The sequence below is a fragment of the Xanthomonas citri pv. mangiferaeindicae genome (assembly GCA_002240395.1).
Classification (GTDB): domain Bacteria; phylum Pseudomonadota; class Gammaproteobacteria; order Xanthomonadales; family Xanthomonadaceae; genus Luteimonas; species Luteimonas citri_A.
The window spans coordinates 2,352,651-2,370,937 of record CP016836.1 but is presented as its reverse complement, the minus strand read 5'-3'; the positions used below and the strand labels follow the sequence as shown (position 1 = coordinate 2,370,937).

Annotated in this window: 12 protein-coding genes and 1 pseudogene; 2 read left to right on the top strand and 11 right to left on the bottom strand. The window is 70.8% G+C overall.

Annotated features, from left to right (window positions below):
• Nucleotide 1: 1 nt before the first annotated feature.
• The 5 genes from BEN78_10090 to BEN78_10070 are packed head-to-tail and all read right to left on the bottom strand — an operon-like array spanning nucleotide 2 to nucleotide 8,765.
• Complete coding sequence (locus tag BEN78_10090; GenBank protein ASR43668.1) at nucleotides 2–5,404, bottom strand: hypothetical protein; 5,403 nt, start codon at nucleotides 5,402–5,404, stop codon at nucleotides 2–4.
• Nucleotides 5,405–5,417: 13 nt separating this feature from the next.
• Nucleotides 5,418–7,439 (bottom strand): chemotaxis protein, encoded by a 2,022-nt coding sequence (locus BEN78_10085; protein ID ASR43667.1) that lies wholly within the window; start codon nucleotides 7,437–7,439, stop codon nucleotides 5,418–5,420.
• A gap of 36 nt (nucleotides 7,440–7,475) precedes the next feature.
• Entirely contained in the window at nucleotides 7,476–8,006 is a 531-nt protein-coding gene (locus tag BEN78_10080; protein ID ASR45064.1) for a chemotaxis protein CheW, read from the bottom strand.
• Between the two features lie 29 nt (nucleotides 8,007–8,035).
• The gene (locus BEN78_10075; protein ID ASR43666.1) at nucleotides 8,036–8,401 is read right to left on the bottom strand and encodes a two-component system response regulator; all 366 of its coding nucleotides are present in this window, start codon (nucleotides 8,399–8,401) and stop codon (nucleotides 8,036–8,038) included.
• A 10-nt stretch (nucleotides 8,402–8,411) separates the two neighbouring features.
• On the bottom strand, nucleotides 8,412–8,765 hold the full coding sequence (locus BEN78_10070) for a pilus assembly protein PilG (GenBank protein ID ASR43665.1): 354 nt from the start codon (nucleotides 8,763–8,765) through the stop codon (nucleotides 8,412–8,414).
• A gap of 210 nt (nucleotides 8,766–8,975) precedes the next feature.
• On the opposite strand from BEN78_10070, the gene BEN78_10065 reads away from it, so the two are divergent.
• Both BEN78_10065 and BEN78_10060 read left to right on the top strand, forming a co-directional pair.
• Nucleotides 8,976–9,917 carry a glutathione synthase gene (locus tag BEN78_10065; GenBank protein ID ASR43664.1) on the top strand — a complete coding sequence of 314 codons (942 nt, stop codon included), beginning with the start codon at nucleotides 8,976–8,978 and terminating at the stop codon, nucleotides 9,915–9,917.
• 59 nt (nucleotides 9,918–9,976) lie between these two features.
• Nucleotides 9,977–10,846, top strand: a complete 870-nt coding sequence (locus BEN78_10060; GenBank protein ASR43663.1) for an energy transducer TonB — start codon at nucleotides 9,977–9,979, stop codon at nucleotides 10,844–10,846.
• Between the two features lie 96 nt (nucleotides 10,847–10,942).
• Here BEN78_10060 and BEN78_10055 read toward each other — a convergent pair whose 3' ends face one another.
• From BEN78_10055 to BEN78_10030, 6 genes and pseudogenes are all read right to left on the bottom strand, one after another.
• Nucleotides 10,943–11,689: a methyltransferase type 11 gene (locus BEN78_10055; GenBank protein ASR45063.1), complete on the bottom strand. Its 747-nt coding sequence runs from the start codon at nucleotides 11,687–11,689 to the stop codon at nucleotides 10,943–10,945.
• 56 nt (nucleotides 11,690–11,745) lie between these two features.
• Nucleotides 11,746–12,350, bottom strand: a pseudogene (locus BEN78_10050) (signal peptidase I).
• A 105-nt stretch (nucleotides 12,351–12,455) separates the two neighbouring features.
• Nucleotides 12,456–13,160, bottom strand: a complete 705-nt coding sequence (locus tag BEN78_10045) for a tRNA N6-adenosine(37)-N6-threonylcarbamoyltransferase complex dimerization subunit TsaB (GenBank protein ASR43662.1) — start codon at nucleotides 13,158–13,160, stop codon at nucleotides 12,456–12,458.
• Complete coding sequence (locus BEN78_10040; GenBank protein ASR43661.1) at nucleotides 13,157–15,238, bottom strand: helicase; 2,082 nt, start codon at nucleotides 15,236–15,238, stop codon at nucleotides 13,157–13,159. The genes BEN78_10045 and BEN78_10040 overlap by 4 nt, the downstream gene beginning before the upstream one ends.
• Nucleotides 15,239–15,258: 20 nt before the next feature.
• Nucleotides 15,259–15,786 (bottom strand): hypothetical protein, encoded by a 528-nt coding sequence (locus BEN78_10035; protein ID ASR43660.1) that lies wholly within the window; start codon nucleotides 15,784–15,786, stop codon nucleotides 15,259–15,261.
• A complete protein-coding gene (locus BEN78_10030; GenBank protein ID ASR43659.1) occupies nucleotides 15,783–18,269 on the bottom strand; it encodes a penicillin-binding protein 1B in 2,487 nt (828 codons plus the stop codon). The genes BEN78_10035 and BEN78_10030 overlap by 4 nt, the downstream gene beginning before the upstream one ends.
• Between the last annotated feature and the right edge of the window lie 18 nt (nucleotides 18,270–18,287).

Sequence of the window (18,287 nt, the reverse complement as noted above, 5' to 3'; positions counted from 1 at the left end):
GTCACGCATTGTCGGGCTCCAGTGCCAGCAAGGCCTGGACATGCCGCAGGAGTTCCGACTCCTGGTACGGCTTGCCGAGGTAGCGGTCGACGCCGATTTCCAGCGCGCGCTCGCGATGTTTGTCGCCGCTGCGCGAGGTGATCATCATGATCGGCAGCGCGCGCAGCCGAGGATCGGCCTTCATCCGCATCGCCAGTTCGTAGCCATCCATCCGCGGCATCTCGATATCCAGCAGCACCAGGTCGGGAATCCGTTCGTCCATGCGCTCGAGCGCGTCGATGCCATCCTTGGCGGTCGCGACCGCCAGGCCCTGTCGCTCGAGCGCGCGGCAGGTCACCTTGCGCATCGTGATCGAATCGTCGACGACCAGCACCAGCGGGACGCGACGGGCCTGCACGGGCAAGGCTGCGGCGATGGCCGCGTCGGGCTGCGCCGCCTGCCGGCGCGCCAGCGGCGCGATGTCCAGGATCACCACCACGCGGCCGTCGCCCATGATGGTCGCGCCGAAGATGCCCGGGATCGATGTGAGCTGAGGGCCGACCGGCTTCACCACGATTTCGCGATTGCCCAGGATCTCGTCCACCGCGACCGCCACGCGCAGTTCGCCGGCACGGATCAGCAATAAGGGCATCTGCAGGTGGCCCTCGGCGCGCGCGGGCGCCTGCCCGACCAGCCGGCCCAGGTCGTGGAGCGCGTAGTCCTCATCGCCGTAGCGGTAGTGTCCGCCCGCGCGCAGCGCGTCGCGCGCGATGCGGCCGACGCCGCGCACCGAGGCGATCGGCACCGCGAAGGTCGTCTCGCCGATGCGAACGAACGCCGCCTGAGTGACGGCGAGCGTCTGCGGCAATCGCAACACGAACGTGCTGCCCGCGCCATCCCACGACTGGATGTCGACGCTGCCGCCGAGTTGGCGGACCTCGCTGGCGACCACGTCCAGGCCGACGCCGCGCCCGGCCACGTGGCTGAGCGCGCTGGCGGTCGTGAAGCCGGGCTGCAGGATCAACGTATCCAGATCGCGTTCGGCAATCTGTGCCCCGGGCGCCAGCAGGCCGCGCTCGTGTGCGCGGCGACGGATCGCTGCCCGGTCGAGCCCGGCACCGTCGTCGGCGACCTCCAGCACGATCTCCGCGCCCTCGCGGCGGAGCGCGATGCGGATCGCCCCCACCTCGGGCTTGCCTGCCTGTCGGCGCGCCTGCGGCGTTTCCAGTCCATGCGCGACGGCGTTGCGCAGCAGGTGCTCGAGCGGTGGGCCCATGCGTTCGAGCACATTGCGGTCGATCTCGCCGTGGGCGCCGGTCAGGTGCAGCTCCACCTGCTTGCCGGTGTCCTGCGCGGCCTGCCGGACGACGCGTCGCAGGCGCGGCACGATGCCGTCGAAGGGCACCATGCGCGTCCGCATCAGGCCCTCTTGCAAGTCCGAGCTCACGCGCGACTGCTGCTGCAGCAGCGATTCGTAATGCCGGGTCTGCTCGTCGAGGGTGTGCTGCAGGCTGTCGAGATCGGCGGACGTTTCGCCCAGTGCACGCGAGAGCTGCTGCAGGGTCGAGAAGCGGTCGAGTTCGAGGGGGTCGAAGGCGACGTCGCCGCTGTCGCCCTCGCGCCGATAGCGGGCGACGATCTGCGCCTCGGTCTCGATATCGAGCCGTCGCAGCTGGTCGCGCAGGCGGTCGTTGGTCTGCGCGAGTTCGAGCATCGCGCCGCGGAAGGTCCCCAACTGCTGCTCGAGTCGTGCGCGGTAGATCGCGACCTCGCCGGCGTAGGTGACCAGGCGGTCGAGCAGCCCGGCCCGGATGCGCACCTGTTCCTGCGTGCCGCGCACGGCGTCGTCGTCGCCGTCGGCCGAGCGCGCCGGCGCGGGCAGTGGTGCCGACAAGGGCGTCAGCGCGGCGTCGCCCGGCGTCTCGTCGACCGGCCTTGCCGCATCCGCGGCGCTGCCCGCGATCGCGGCGAACGCGTCGACCAGCGCCGGCGATGGCCCGATGGCCCGCCGTTCCCCGGCGCGCACGAGCATGGCGTGCAACCGGTCGAAGCCTTGTTCCAGCAGCGCGAGTTCGTCGCGACGCATCGGCCGGCGTCGCGCTGCAAGCGTCTCGAGCAGCGTCTCCATCGCATGCCCGAGGTCGCCGATGGGCATCAGCCCGGCCATGCGCGCGCCGCCCTTGAGCGTGTGCAGGTCGCGTTGCAGGCCGGCGATCGCGGGCGAGGCGCCCGGATCGTCGCGCAGCAGCGCCAGCAGGCCATCGGCATCGTCGAGCAGGTCGATGCCTTCCTCGACGAAGGTGTCGATCAGGTCGAGATCCAGGCCGGCCAGGTCGAGCGGGCCTTCGGGATCGGGATCGGAAGAAAGATCGGAAGCGACCTCGACCTCGACCTCGACCTCGGTGTCGGTGTCGGTGTCGGTGTCGGGAGCAGCCTCCGCCCACGAGATCGCCGGGGCCAGTGCATCATCGGCGGACAGTGCTGGCGAGGACAGGCCGTCATCCACGATAGACGGCGCCTCGGGCGGGAGGGCGAGGTCATCGTGATCGCCTGCATCCGGCGCCGTGACAGGCGCCATGTCGTCGACCTGTGGAGCCGCGACATCGACCGGCCGATGCGCGGCAGCCGCCTCTCGCAGTGCCCTCGCGGCGTATCGTTGGCGCTCGTCGGCAAGGACCGCCGCGTCGATCGCGGCCTGGCGCTGCAGCGCCGACCGCTGTTCGGTCCCGCGGCGATCGAGGTCGAGGTGCTCGATCGCCGACCGATCCGTGTCGTCCTGCTCGACGCCGACGTTGGCGTCGGCTTCGGTGTTGGTGTTGGCTTCGGTGTCGGTGTGTGCGGGCGCCCACTCTTCGGCGGTGACGTCATCGACGTCAGACAGAGGCGCGACGATGCGCGCGTCATCGTCGTGCCGCGCCGGCTCGACGCTGGCCTGCTCGAGCTCGGCCTGTTCGAAACGCAGGCCATCGCGCAGCGCACCCGCCGCATCGTCCCCATCGTCCAGCACCGGTGCGTCCACGATCGGCGCATCGAAGTCGGCGATGTCGTAGCCCGGCACCGGTGACGCATCGAGCCGGTCGCGGACGACGCCCAGGCGTGCCGCCAGGGCGGGCAACACCGCAATCCGCGGATCGTCGTCGTGCAGCCGCGTCAGCGCCTCGCGCAGCGCACGACACAACGCGTCGATCGCATCGACCGCTTCGGGATCGGGCACCGCCGGCGTGGCCACCAGCCGCCGGGCGTAGTCTTCGGCCGGCGCCAGCAACGCACCGACCGCCGGGACCTCGGCCATCGCGAACGCGCCGTGCATCGTATGCAGCGCGCGCAGCAGCCGTTCGACGTCGAACGCGTCCCCGGCGCGCGCCGCGTCGATCCAGGCATCGACGGTCAACAGATGTTCGTTGGCCTCGGCATCGAGGATCTCGAGCAACAGCGCGTCGATCTGTGCCGGCACCGTCTCGCCGGGCTCCACGGGGCGCGGTGCTTCATCGGTGGACGCGGCCTGCGCCGTGGCCTTCGATGCAGGCGACGAGACGTCCGAACCATCGGCCGCAATGTCGGCGACCCTGGCGGCGACCGCGTCCACATCGAGCAATAACGGCGTCTGGCCGCGCAGTGCCGCGTCCAGGGCGGGCAATGCCTGCGCGGCCACGTCGACCGCCGCCACGATGGCGGGGCCAACTGGATGCAGGCCGTCGATCACGCGATTGAGCAACGATTCGACGCGCCAGGCGAATTCGCCCAGCTCGACCGCGCCAACCAGCCGTCCATTGCCCTTGAGCGTGTGGAAGACGCGGCGCACCTGCCGCAGCCGCTCCGGATCCCCGGGCTGGCGCCGCCACTCGGGCAACAAGGTGCCCAGATGGGCGATCTCGTCGGCAAGTTCTTCCAGGAAAATCTCCCGGATCTCGTCGTCGATGTCGTTGCCAACGGCAGCGAAGCCGCCCCGCGGCGGCACCTGCGCCTCGCGTGCGAACGCCGACGCCTCATCGACCACCTCGGTGTCGTCGGTCGACGGGCGGTCGCCGTCGCCATGCGCGTCGAGACGTCCATCCGCATCCCGTAGATGCGGCGCTGTGCCGGGCAGCGGCCAGTATCCCAGCGCCTGCAGGCGGCTGCGGGCGACGTCGAGGAACCGGTCGCGGTCGGGTCGTTGCTCGCCCATCCCTTGGAGGAACGATTCCAGGCTCGCAACCGCGTCGGCGAAGGCGTCCAAACGCCCCGCCTCCGGTACCTGCGACCCGGCCAGGAGTTCGCGATCAACGTACAGGCGCACGCCATCCAGGCAGGCGGCCGCCTGCAACTGTTCGAGGATCGCCAGTGCCCCGGCGACCTCGATCAGCAGGCCCGGCACCGCCAACAGCGCGGTGCGATCCCATTGCCGATCGACGAACACGACCAGCGCTTCGCGCGCCTCGGCGAACGCCGCGATCGCCTCGCCGATCGCCGCCGCCCGAGAGCGCTGCGCCTCGGCCGCGAGCGCACCGTCGGCCGCGGCCGCATCGCCCAGTTGCGCGGCCTGGGCATCGAGCGTGTCGTCGATGTAGAGCAGGGCGCCGGCGATGTCGAGCAACGCCGCTTCGTCGGCCGGCACTGCGCCATCGGCGATCGCCTCCAGCGCCTCGCACTGCTGCGCGACCACCGCGCGCGCGTCATCGAGGCCGATCATGCCCAGGGTGTCGGCCACCGTGGCGAGCCGGGCCGACTGCGGCCGCAGCGCGGCCGGATCGCGCACGCCGGTACGTAGATGCAGATCGAGCGCATCCTTGACCTGCAGCAGTTCGTCTTTGATCGCCCCCGTCACGGTGCCGAGCAGGGCGCGATTGCGCCCGGCCAGGCTGCCGCGCGCATGGTCGAGTTCAGCGTCGCTGGGGCGCGTGTCGCTCGGACCGAAGGCCTGGCGCAGCGCATCGAGCGTGTCGGCCGGCACATCGGCCGGGACGGCGGCCTCCCCCTCGTCCTGGACGCCGATGCGCGGCGTGTCCGCCGTTCCGGCGTCGAAGAACAGACGCTCGTCCAGCGCCGAGACGCTACGCGCGGCGCGCAGGTCGTTGAGCAGCGGCAGCAGCACGATCGGGATGTCGCGATGACCGCCCTGCAACCGTTCGAGATAGTCGGGCAGCAACAGCAGGCCGCGCAGCAAGGCCGAGGCCGCCACGTCACGATCGCCCACCTCGTCCCGCTGCAAGGCCTCGACCAGCCGTTCCATCTCCTCGGCCACGAGTGCCGGCGCCTGCAGTTCGACCATGCGCAGCGTGCCGGTCGCCTGGCGCAACCCGGCAGCGCAGTGACGCAGACGCGTGCCATCGTCGGGCGCTTCGACGAAGCGCTCCAGTTCCATCCGCGCCTGGCGCAGCACCTCATCGAGCTCGGGCTTGATCCAGCCCAGCATCGTGTGGTCGATGGCGTCGCGCAGCCCGCTCATGCGTCCGTCCGGCTCAGGTCGGCAGCTTGAAGTCGGCGACCGAACGGCGCAGGTCAGCGGCGAGCTGGGCGAGATTGCCGATCGACTCGGCGGTCTGGCTGGCGCCGCGCGATGTCTGCGCAGTGATCGACTGGATCGTGTGCATGGCCTCGGTGATGTTGGTCGCAGCCGAGGACTGCTGCTGCGCAGCCGAGGAGATGCCCTCGATGAGATCGGCCAGGCTCGTCGACACGCTCTCGATCTCGCCCAGCGCGGTGCCGGCGTCCTCCGCCAACCGCGCCCCTGCGACGACCTCGGAGGTCGTCTGCTCCATCGAGGTGACCGCCTCGTTGGTGTCGGACTGGATGGTCTGCACCAGGGTCTCGATCCGGCGTGTGGCGCCGGTCGCACGCTCGGCCAGGCGCTGCACTTCGTCGGCGACCACCGCAAAGCCGCGCCCCGCCTCGCCGGCCGAGGCAGCCTGGATCGCGGCGTTGAGTGCCAGGATGTTGGTCTGCTCGGAAATGTCGGTGATCAGTTCGACGATCGAGCCGATTTCCTGCGAGCTCTCACCCAGGCGCTTGATGCGCTTGGAGGTTTCCTGGATCTGGTCGCGGATCGAATCCATGCCCGCAATCGTCTCGCGCACCACGCCGGCACCCTTGGTCGCGATGCGCACCGAGCGCTGGGCGACGTCGGCCGACTCCGATGAATTGCGCGAGACCTGGTCGATGCTGACGGCGATCTCATTGATGCGGTCGGACGCCGAATTGATCTCATGCGCCTGATGTTCGGCCGCCTCAGCCAGGTGCATCGCGGTTGCGCGGGTTTCCTGCGCGCTCGAGGCGACCTGCACCGAGGTGTCGTTGATGGTCTGCACCAAACTGCGCAACTGCTCGATCGCGTTGTTGATCGAGTCGGCGATCGCGCCGGTGATGTCCTCGGTGACCGAGGCCTTGACGGTCAGGTCGCCCTCGGCGAGCGCGCCCATCTCGTCGAGCAGGCGCATGATCGCTTCCTGGTTGCGGTTGTTGAGCTCGAGCGAGGTCTCGTAACGCCGGCGCTGAGCGCGATTGAGCTCGGTCACCAGGCCGGCGATCGCGGCCAGCGCCAACAGGCCGGCGACGATGCTGACCCACACGTTGCCCAGCAGGCTGCGGTCCTGCAGCGAGCCGAAGGCGGTGAAGGCGTTGAACAGCGCCTCGCTGTCACTGAGCAAACGATCGGAGCCAGTCACCAGCTCGCCGGCCGCCGCCTGGGCCTGGAACAGCGGCTCGCTACTGGCCAGGATCGCTTCCAGGTCGGTGCGCATCTGTGCCCAGGCCTCGTCGGCCCGTGCCAGCGCCGCGAGCGCATTGCCGTTGGTCAACGCCTGCAGCTCGCGCGTCGCGTCGCCCTCGCGCAGGCCGGTCATCACCTGCTGGAAATCCTCGACGTTCCGGCGCAGCCCCTGGCCGGCGACCGTGGCGACCGCGCCGCCGGCCTGCACTTCGGTCACCCGACGCGCCATGTCGCCGGCGATCACCACCTGGCGCAGCGCCATGTACACCTGCGAGGACGGCGAACCGCTGCTCGACATCGCCCGCACCAGTTCATCGAGCAGCGCCTGCAACTGCGGCACCCGCTGACTGAAACGCTCGGCATGGCCGGCGAACGCGGTGACCGCCGCTTCGCCTTCGGCCAGCCGCGCCGCACTCTCCCCCAACGGTTCCCAGGTCGCGGCGACCTTGCGGATCGGGCCGGACACGCCCGCGGTGCTGCCGTAGCGCTCCTCGAGCTGGCGGATGTCGCGCTCGATCTGCGCCCGGGTGGCGTTGAACGCCGCGAAGGCGACCGCGTTGCCACGTGCCGCTTCCGAGCCTTGATTGGCCAACCGCTGGCTGTCCACGCGCAGATTCGAGGCCGAGAGGCTGGCACTGCCGAGCTGGGCGGCGCGCCAGGTGCCGTAGCCGGTGTTGAGGACGAGGATCGTGCCGGCGACGATCATCATCGCGACCCAGAAGTTCGTGCCGAGAATGCGTCGCTTGCCTGCGCGGGGATCGACCACTGTGCTCATGCCTTGCGTTTCCTGATCGTGGTGCGCGCCGCGGCGTCAGGCCGCGGCATGTCTGAACTCGGGCGTGCGAACCAAGCGGTCGAGGCTGAAGACGCCCCAGACCGCGCCGGCCTGCGCGTAGGCGCGATCGACGAAGTGCGCATAGCGCCCCGTGGCGATCGGGTCGGCCGGCACCTGGTCCTGTTCCAGGAAGCTGCGCTGACCGAACAGCGCGTCGATCGTCACCGCGACGTCGCCGCCGGGCTGGCGGACCAGCAACATCCGCTGGCCGTCCTGCGGCGCACTGCGTTCGCCTTCCAGGAACTGGCGCAGATCGACGATCGGCAGCAAGGCGCCGCGCACATTGCCCACCCCGAGCATCCAGGGCTGGGCGCCGGGGACGGGCGTGATCGAAGGCATCGTCAGGATCTCGACGACCTCGTCGAAGGCCGACGCCAGCAACCGACGGCCGATGCGATAGCCCACGCCGCGCCACAGGCCGGGGGCGTCCAACTGCTCGGGCAGCCCGACGACGTGCGCCAGGCTGCGTCGCTCAAAGTCGGCCAGCAGCGCGAACGCCTCTGGCACCGGTGCCGCAAGATCGGGCGCCGCGGCGTTCACCCGCCCAGGACCTGGCGGATCTGCGCGATCAATGCCACTTCGGTCGGCGGCTTGACCAGATAGCCCTTCGCGCCCTGGCGCAGCCCCCACATGCGGTCGGTCTCCATGCCCTTGGTGCTGACGATCACCACCGGGATGGCCGCCGTCTGCGGATCGCGCACCAATGCGCGGGTGGCCTGGAAGCCGCTCATGCCCGGCAGCACGACGTCCATCAGCACCAGGTCGGGCCGCTCGCTGCGGCACAACGCGATGCCGTCCTCGGCATTGGCGGCCGCGAGCACTTCGTAACCGTGCCGTTCCAGCCACTGGGTCAGCACCGCGGTGTCGGTGGGCGAGTCCTCGATCAACAGGATGCGAGCCATGCCTTTCCCCTCAGGCGTCGACGTGGTGACGGATCGCATCGAGCAACTCCTCGCGCGTGAACGGCTTGGTGACGTACTCGTCGGCACCGACGATCCGACCACGCGCCTTGTCGAACAACCCGTCCTTGGATGAGAGCATGATCACCGGTGTCGTGCCGAAGCGGCGGTTGTTCTTGATCAGCGCGCAGGTCTGGTAGCCGTCGAGTCGGGGCATCATCACATCGACGAAGATGACCTGCGGTGCGTGCTCGACGATCTTGGCCAGGGCCTCGAAGCCGTCGACCGCGGTCACCACGTCGGCGCCTTCCCGGCGCAGCAGCGTTTCGGCGGTCCGTCGAATGGTCTTCGAATCGTCGATCACCATCACCCGCAAGCCGTCGAGGCATCCGGTGGATGATCTGTCGTCACTGCTCATGCGGTTGCTGTCCCCTGCCCGACGCGCCGTTCGGCGCCGCAGCATCGCGGAGTTATATCCCAGCCGGTCGCTGGGCTGTCAAGCGTACACGCCCCGATGCCCGGTGCGCCGAAAACAGCCCTGCTAACATGCCGACTTTCCCTCTGTCTGGATGCCGGCATGTCGCTCAACGTCGTCGTGGTGATGGACCCGATCGGGTCGATCCGGATCGCCAAGGACACGACGTTCGCGATGCTGCTCGAGGCGCAGCGGCGCGGCCACCGCCTGCAGTACGTGCTGCCCGGCGCCCTGGGCATGGACGGCGGCCAGGCCGTGGCCACGCTGGCGCCGTTGACCGTGCGCGACGATCCCGCCGACTGGTTCAGCCTTGGCACGCCGTCGATGCATCGCTTCGGCGAGGGCGACGTGGTGCTGATGCGCAAGGATCCGCCGGTCGATCCGGAATTCATCAACGACACCCAGATCCTCAGCGTTGCCCAGCGCCAGGGCGCGCAGATCGTCAACGATCCACAGGGCCTGCGCGACATGAACGAGAAGCTTGGCGCGCTCGCGTTCCCGCAGTGTTGCCCGCCGACGCGGGTCGCCCGCGACGCGGCCGCCCTCAAGGCCTTCGTCGCCGAGCACGGCCAGGCGGTGCTCAAGCCGCTCGACGGCATGGGTGGACGCTCGATCTTCCGCGCCGCGGCCGGCGACCCGAACCTCAACGTGATTCTCGAGACCCTGACCGATGGCGGCCGCCGGCTGGCGATGGCGCAGCGCTACCTGCCGGAGATCGTCGACGGCGACAAGCGCATCCTGCTGATCGACGGCATGCCGGTGGACTACTGTCTGGCACGGATCCCGCAGGGCGACGAGTTCCGCGGCAACCTGGCCGCCGGGGGTCGCGGCGAGGGCCGGCCGCTGAGCGAGCGCGACCGCTGGATCGCCGCCCAGGTCGGCCCGACGCTCGCCGCGCGCGGCATGCGCTTCGTCGGCCTGGACGTGATCGGCGACTGGCTGACCGAGGTCAACGTCACCAGTCCGACCTGCGTGCGCGAGCTCGATGCGCAGTTCGGTCTGAACATCGCCGGGCAGCTGTTCGACGCGATCGAGCGCGGATGACACCGGACCGGTCCCGGATCGCCCCGGATGCGCATCGCTAGCGCCGGCGACGCCAGGCCGTGACCGCCGCGTCGCCGCCGCGGATCGGCGACGACGCGCGCCTGGGCGCGACGCTGGCGTTGTCGCTGCTGGTGCACGGGTTGCTGGTGCTGGGCATTGGCTTTTCGACCGAAGACGCCGCGCCGGTGGTGCCGACGCTGGACGTGATCCTGACCGAGACCACGAGCCCGCTGACCCAGGCCCAGGCCGATTTCCTCGCCCAGGCCAGCCACCAGGGCGGCGGCGAGGACACGCGCAGCCTGCGGCCGCGCGAGCCGCGGCCGGGCTTGCTGCCGCAACCCGAGGCCGGCCTCGCGCCACGCCCGCTGCACGCGCAATCGCCCGACACCCGACCGACGCCGCGCGAACGCGTCGTCGCCAGCGCACGCGGTCAGACCCACGTGGAAAGTCCCGATCCCACGCCCCAGGCCGAGCGCCGCACGCTGCCGCCCGGCCCCGAACGGGTCGAACGCGACCTGGAGATGGCGCGCCTGGCCGCGGAGATCCATCTGCGCTCGGAGCGCTACGCGCGCAGGCCCAAGCGCAAGTTCGTGTCCGCCAGCACCCAGGAGTACGTCTATGCCACGTACCTGCGGCAATGGGTGGACCGGGTGGAGCGCGTGGGCAATCTGAACTACCCCGACGAGGCCCGCCGACGGGGCCTGGCCGGGCGCCTGGTCATCAGCGTGGCGATCCGCCGCGACGGTTCGGTGGAGCGTGCCGACGTCATCCGCAGCAGCGGCGTGCCCCTGCTCGACGACGCCGCGCTGCGGATCGCTCGACTCGCCGAGCCCTGCCCGCCGTTGCCGCCGACCGACGAGCAGATCGACATTCTGCACGTCACCCGCAGCTGGAATTTCCTGCCCGGCGGCGCCCTGGTGGACGACTGAGCCCATACCGCGCATTGCCGAGTCCAGGTCTGCCGACGCGCATCGCGAGGCCGCCCGACACCGCAGGATGCGGCTGGGCGCAGTCACCCGCAGCGGTCACGCCCCGGCAGGCACCCGGCCGGCAACGGCGTGGGCCCGCGCGCCGAGCGTGATCGTGCCGTTCGCGGGATCGAGCGGAAGTTCAGCGCGAACCTCGGCGGCGAACTGTGCGGCCTCGTCCGGCCGCAACCGGGCCAGTTGCGGGCCGACGCTAGGGGCCCCCAGCACGGTCTGCCAGTAATCGTCGAAGTCGGCGAAGGTACGCCGCACCTCGATCGAATGGGTCCGCACCTCGCACAGGCCGGCGCCGGCCCACAATGCCTGCAGCACGTCCAGGCGCGAGGCCTCCGGTGACGGCGGCGCGGGCACCGCGACGCCCTGGGCGCGAAGCCGCGCCTGCAGCGCGTGATAAGGAAAGCCGCCGCCGGGCATGTCCCAGGCATAGGCCGAGACCAGCGCACCGGGACGTCCGACCCGCGCCATCTCGGCCACGCCGCGCGCCGGCTCGGGCACGAAGAAGATCACCAGCGGCATGACCAGCGCGTCGACGCTGGCCGCCGGAAAGGGCAACGCCATCGCGTCGCCGACCAGCAGATGCGCGGCATCGACGTCCAGCCGCGTCCGCGCGTGCGCCAGCTGCGCGGCGGACGGGTCGATCCCATACACCCGCGCCGGGGCGCAGCGTGCGATCAGCGCTTGGGTGAACGCGCCGTTGCCGCAGCCCACATCGAGCCAGTCCAGGCCCGGCGGAGGAGCCAGCCAATCGAGGAACCGGTCGCCGGCAAGCCGACTCCAGATGCCCATGTAGCGTTCGTAGCGCGCGCCATCGTCGAAGCGGATCTGTCCGCGGCTGGTCGTCGTCACAGCGGGCTCCAGCCCGGGCCTTCGCCCCGACGCCAGAACACGCCGCGGGCCTGACCGTAGATCGCGTCGCTGGGCACCACGCCGAACCAACGGCCGTCGAGGCTCGCGCCGCGATGGTCACCGAGCACCAGCACATGCCCTGCCGGCACCCGCAGCCCATGGATGTCCGGCCCCCGCCGTCCGCCAGATCGAGCACGGCCTGGCGCGTGCCGAAATCCTCGGGCGCACCGGCCACCGGCGCGAGCGCGACCCCGTTGATCGACAGATGGCCATCGATGAGATCGACCCGGTCGCCACCGGTGGCGACGACCCGTTTGATGAGCCGGATGCCATCGGCCGGCGAGCGGAACACGACCACGTCCCCGCGCGCTGGGTGGTCGCCCGGCCACAGGATCCATTCGGTGAAGGGCACCCGCAGGCCATAGGCGCGCATGTCGACGACGACGCGGTCGCCCGGCTGTAGCGTCGGCGTCATCGAGCCGCTGGGCACGTGATAGTGATTGGCCAGCGACGAGCGCGCGATCAACAACAGACCGAGCAGGACAATCAGCGGCAGTCCCTCGCGACGCAGCCAGCCGCGCACGCGCCGGTCAGGGCGCATCGTGGCTGATGGGCGAGCACCTGCAGGAGACGGCGAAGACATGGTCGGCTTCCGCATAGGGGGTGGGCTCAGGATAGGACAGTCACAGACGTCCTTGGGTTCCGCTCAGCGCGCCGCGCGGCGCGCCTGCTGCTCGGCCAGCGTCAGTGCGACATCGTTGCGCAGGTAGGCCGGTTCGACCCGCTCCGGTGCGACCGCCTCGCCGCGGGCGAACGCAGCCGCCGCCAGGGCGGCAAGATCGGCGGCCTGCGGCAACGCGGTCGCGTCGATCCGCGCTGGCGAGGCCCCCAGACGCGCCGCCAGCACGCCGTCGGCGACACCGAAGCCAGTGCCGACGCCAGACCAGGCCGCGCCCGTCCCCGGCAGTTCGACCGTGTCGGGGGCACCGACACGCTCGTCGGACATCGCCTCCGGTCCGTCGGCCCGCATTGCGAATGCGGCGCGGTACACCTCGCCCATGCGCGCATCGATCGCCGCAAGCACATGTGCGCCCTCGCCCACGCCGGCACGCATTGCGAGCACGGCCAGCGTCGAGACGGCGACGACCGGGCGATCGAGCGCCAGCGCCACGCCCTGCACCAGCGCGATACCCAGGCGCACGCCGGTGAACGCGCCCGGCCCCCGACTGACCGCGACCGCGTCGAGCTGTCTGCGCGCGATCCCGGCCTCCGCCAGCAAGGCCTCGGCCCACGGCAGCGCCAGCTCGGCATGACGCCGCGGCGCGATCTCGCTGCGGTGGAGCACGCGGCCGTCGTCCCAGAGCGCGACGGAGCAGGCCTCGGTGGCGGTTTCGAACGCGAGCAGTTTCATGACGGCTGGGACTCGGGATGCGGGAGGGCGGCGTCGGTTTCGCCGGCGAGGATTGTCGCAGCTGGCGCGGCGAAGAACGCCTCCACATCGGCGATCTCGCGCGTGCGCGGCAGCGGCGGCAGCGAGTCCAGGAACAGCGCGCCGTAACCGCGTCCGAGCAAACGCGGATCGCACAGCACCAGCACGCCGCGATCGGCCTCGGTGCGGATCAGCCGGCCCACGCCCTGCTTGAGGGCAATGACGGCCTGCGGCAATTGCTCATCGCGGAACGGATTGCCGCCGGCCCGGCGGATCGCATCGAGCCGCGCCTCGAACACCGGATCGTCGGGCGCGGCGAACGGCAGCTTGTCGATGACCACCACGCTCAATGCATCGCCGGCGACATCGACGCCTTCACGGAAACTCGCCGCGCCCAGCAGCACGCCGTTGCCGGACTCACGAAAGCGCTGCAGCAGCACGTGCCGTGGCGCCTCGCCCTGCACGAACAGCGGCCAGGGACAGCGCGTGGATGCACGCAACAGCACCGCGGTCTCGCGCAGCGCGCGGTGCGAGGCGAACAGCACGAACGCGCGCCCGCCCGAGGCATGCAGCACGGGCAGCAGCGCGTCGACCACCGCGGCGGTGTAGCCGGGCGCGGCCGGTGTGGGCAACCGCGGCGGCAGATAGCACAGCGCCTGGTGCGCCCAGTCGAACGGACTCGGCGCAAGCAGCGTCTGCGGTGCGTCGAGCCCCAGCCGCTTGGCGATGTGTTCGAAGCTGCCGTCGACCGCCAGCGTCGCCGACGTGAACACCCAGGCCGCCTGCGACACCTCGCGATGCGCACGCAGCGGGGCCGACACGTCCAGCGGCGTGCGCTGCAGGCGAAAGCCGCGCGGCGTCAGCTCGTACCACAGCACGCTGTCGTCGCCGGGGTGCTCGGCGGGGCTCGCTTCGGCTTCGGACTCGTCAGTGGCCTGGGCATCGTCGAACATCGCAGCCGACGCGGCGCCGTCGTTCCAGCGCCGCAGCCGGGTCAGGCACAGCGCGGCGCGGGCATGGCAGGCGTCGAGCCCGGGCGAGGCCTCGCGCAGGGGTGCCAGCACATCGCGCAGGTGCACCAGGGCCTCGTCGAGCGCATGCAATGCATCCTCGACCGCCGGCTGGTACAGCGCCCGGTAGCGGGTGCCGCGGGCCGGCAGGCCGTCCATCGCCATCCGCAGTCCCCGCGCCGCGCCGTCGAGCGCCTGCGCAGGCAACTGCAGCACCGGCAGCGCGCCCGGCACGTCGCGGCACTCGGCCACGGCGTCGCGGGCCAGTTCGACCAGCGGCCGCGCACTCAGGCCTTCGCCGAAGAACTGCGCGGCCAACTCAGGCAACTGGTGCGCCTCATCAACGATGAAGGCCCGGGCACCGGGCAGGATTTCGCCGAATCCCTCCTGCTTGAGCGCCAGATCGGCGAGCAGCAGGTGGTGGTTGACGACGACCACGTCCGCGGCCTGCGCGCGCTGGCGCGCCTGGACCACGAAGCACTCGCTCCAGAACGGGCAGTCGTTGCCCAGGCAGTTGTCGACGGTGGAGGTGACCATCGGCAGCAGCGGCGTGTCCTCGGGCAGGCCGTCGAGTTCGGCGACATCGCCCAGCCGCGTCCGCCCGGCCCAGGCGACGATGCGCTGAAATTGATGGATCTGATCGCGCGTCGCCAGCCGCGGCGCGCCACGCGCCTGCTCCAGCCGATACAGGCACAGGTAATTCGCGCGCCCCTTGAGCAGCGCACTGCGCAGGCCACTGCCGAGCGCGTCGCGCACGCGCGGCAGGTCGCGATGATAAAGCTGGTCCTGCAGCGCGCGCGTTCCGGTCGAGACGATCGTCTTGAGCCCCGAAAGCAGTGCCGGCACCAGGTAAGCAAAGGTCTTGCCGGTGCCGGTGCCGGCTTCGGCCAGCAGCGTGGCGCGTTGCTCGATGGCGTCACCGACCGCCATCGCCAACGCTTGCTGCGCCGCGCGCGGGCGGAAAGCCGGAATGTGCGCGGCCAGCGGCCCGCCTTCGACCAGCGCCTCGCGGCTGCGTGCAGCCAGGCCGTTGGCGTCCGCTGCCGACACCCCGACGTCGCAGTCCCGAATCAGTAGCGCTGCGGGCCGGCGACGCGGCAGCCGTCGGCCTGCGTGCGGGCCGCGGTCGCGCCAGTGGCATCGCCCGAGGCGAGCCGGACCTGCTCGAGCGTGATCCAGTGCCGGCGACACAGCGGGCCGACCTGGCTGCCGATCGCATGCGCACGCTCGGCCAGTTCGGCCGCCCGCGGGAACTCGCCTTGCAGGATCGCAAGCTCCGCGCGCTCCTGCAGCAGTGCGGGGTCGTCGTGCACGATCTCCAGCGCCTGATCGAGCGCGGCCGCAGCGCCGGCCACATCGCCCTGGCCTTCAAGTGCGACCGCGCGCTCACGCAGATCCTCGACCATCGGATCGCGCAAGGGCTGCACCGCCAGCTCACCGTCCCCGTCGCCGCTGGCGGCGCGGATCGCCGCAACCATCGCCTGCGGCGCGACGGTGGTCGGCGGCGCTGCGGCCGGGGCGGATGCGGGCGGCGTGGTGCACGCGGCCAGTGCGAGCGCGGCGGCGCAGCAGGCGCCACGCAACAGGAAGGCGGTCATCGGGGCAATTCCTCGGCGGGCGGCGGAGCCGCGGGTTGCGGCGGTGATTGCGGTTGCGGCGGTGCAGGCGGTGCCTCATCACGATCGCGGCGGCCGAAGCCGAACCACTCGCGCCAGCCGCGCCGTTCGGTCTCGATCGGCGTGCCATTGGCGTCGACCGGGTTGCCGTCCTGGTCGATGTAGGTCGGCTGGCCGTCCTGGTCGTAGCCGCGGCAGGACTGGTACGGCGGCGCGTAGCCGGCGACGAACGCGAACCGGCGTGCGCCGGGACAGTCGGCATCGGTCGCGGTGGATTGCGCCACCCACTGCCACTCCAGGCCCTCGCTGCCCACGTCGAGCGGCGCGCTGGGCAGCCGCGAGAACAGTCCCGACCACACCCGCATCGCGCCGGTCGCGCCGACCAGCCCGGTCTGCGCGTTCTGGTCGTTGCCGACCCACACCACACCCAGATGATCGCCGGTCCAGCCGGCGAACCAGCTGTCGCGCCCGTCGTTGCTGGTGCCGGTCTTGCCGGCAGCGTTGAGCCGCCCCAGGCCGTCGTTGACCAGCCGTCGCGCGGTGCCCGAGGTCACCGCGTGCTGCAATGCGATCGTGACCACGCGCGCCGACAGCGCATCGCTCTGCTGCGCGGGGCTGGGCTGGGTGTCGTAGCGGTTGACCACACGCCCCTGCTCGTCGATGACACCGCGCACGGTGCGCAGCGTCTGCACTTCGCCGCCCGATGCCAGGAACTGGTAGAGCTGGGCCATCGCATAGGGGCTCTGGTCCATCGCGCCGAGGATCAACGCCGGATTGGCCTCGGCGCGGATGCCGGTCAGCATGTGCACCACGTCGGCCAGCGCGCGCGGGCCGACATCCATGCCCACGCGCACCGTGGACTGGTTGTACGAGTTGGCCAATGCGTCGATCAACCGCACCGTGCCGTGGCTGCGGCCGTCGGCGTTGCCAGGCGACCAGCGCTTGCCGTTTTCGAGCGTGACCGTCACCGGCGAGTCGTCGACCCAACTGGCCAGCGAATAGCGGGTCGGGTTGCTGAGCGCGATCAGATAGACGAACGGCTTGAGCAGCGATCCGACCGGGCGGTGGGCTTCGAACGCACGATTGAAGCCGTGCTCACTCGGCACCCGGCTGCCGACCGCAGCGATGACCTCGCCGGTATGCACGTCGGTGACGACCAGGCCAGCTTGCAACTCCGGACGCCCGCGCGTGCCCAGATCCTTGAGCGTGCGCACGGTCGCGCCTTCGGCGTAGGCCTGGGCGGAGGGCACCATCGCGCTCATGACCGACAGCCCGGCCCCCTGCAATGCGCCGGCCGGATAGTCGTTGGCCAACTGGCGCCGGATCAGGTCGACATAGGCGGGAAAGCGATTGGCAGCGATGTTGCCCGGCGTGTCGGTCACGCCCAGCGGGCGGGTCAGCGCCCGATCGTAGGTGGCCTGGTCGATGAGCCCGCTCTCGCGCATCTTGCCCAGCACGAAGTCGCGACGCACCTGCGCACGTTCGGGCTGACGGCGCGGATCATAGTAGGACGGGCCGCGGATGATGCCGACCAACAACGCGACCTGTTCGGGCTCGAGATCGTCGATCCTGCGCCCGAACCAGAACTCGGCGCCGGCGGCGACGCCGTGGATCGCCTGCGCGCCGCGCTGGCCGAGGTAGACCTGGTTGAGATAGGCCTCCAGGATCGCGCCCTTGTCGTAGCGCGCCTCGATCAGCAGTGCATAGAGGATCTCGTTGAACTTGCGGGTGTAGGTCTGCTCACGGCCGATGCCCAGCAAGCCGCTGCGCGCGAGCTGCTGGGTCAAGGTGCTCGCGCCCTGCCGCGCTTCGCCGGCGCGCAGGTTCACCAGCGCCGCGCGCGCCATGCCGCTCAGATCGATGCCGTGGTGGTGCGCGAAGTCCTTGTCCTCGACCGCCTGCAGCGTGTCGGTCAGCAACTGCGGTACCTCCTGCACGCGGACCAGGCGGCGCTCCTCCTGCTGCTGTCCGTACAGGGTGGCGATGCGCGCCGGGTCCAGCCGCGCGGCCTCGATCGCACCGCCCTCGCCATCGCGCAACCGCGAGATGCGGCCGCCCGACAACGACACCTGCACGCGCGCAGGCGCGACGACGCCGTCGACATCGCGATAGCCACGGCTTGCGATCGTCCAGCGTGCCCCCTCGGTGGCGTAGGTCCCGGGCTTGACGCCGTCACCTTCGCGGTAGCCGGCCGCGGCCAGCTCGGTCTTCAGCGTGGCGGCATTCATCGCCACGCCCTGCGCCAGATGCAGCGGCCGGGCATAGACGCGCGTGGGCATCTGCCAACGCAAGGCGCCGAACCGCTCGCCGACCTGATGATTGAGGTACAGCGTGTAGGGAATCAGGAAACCGAGTCCCAGGCCGATCAGCGCCAGCATCCAGCTCAGAAGGCGGCGGTGCCAGGTCGACGGCGCTGCGCCGTCATCGTCGAGATCGTCGTCGTCTTCGTAATCGATCCGGGCCATGGATGTCCTGCACCCGCG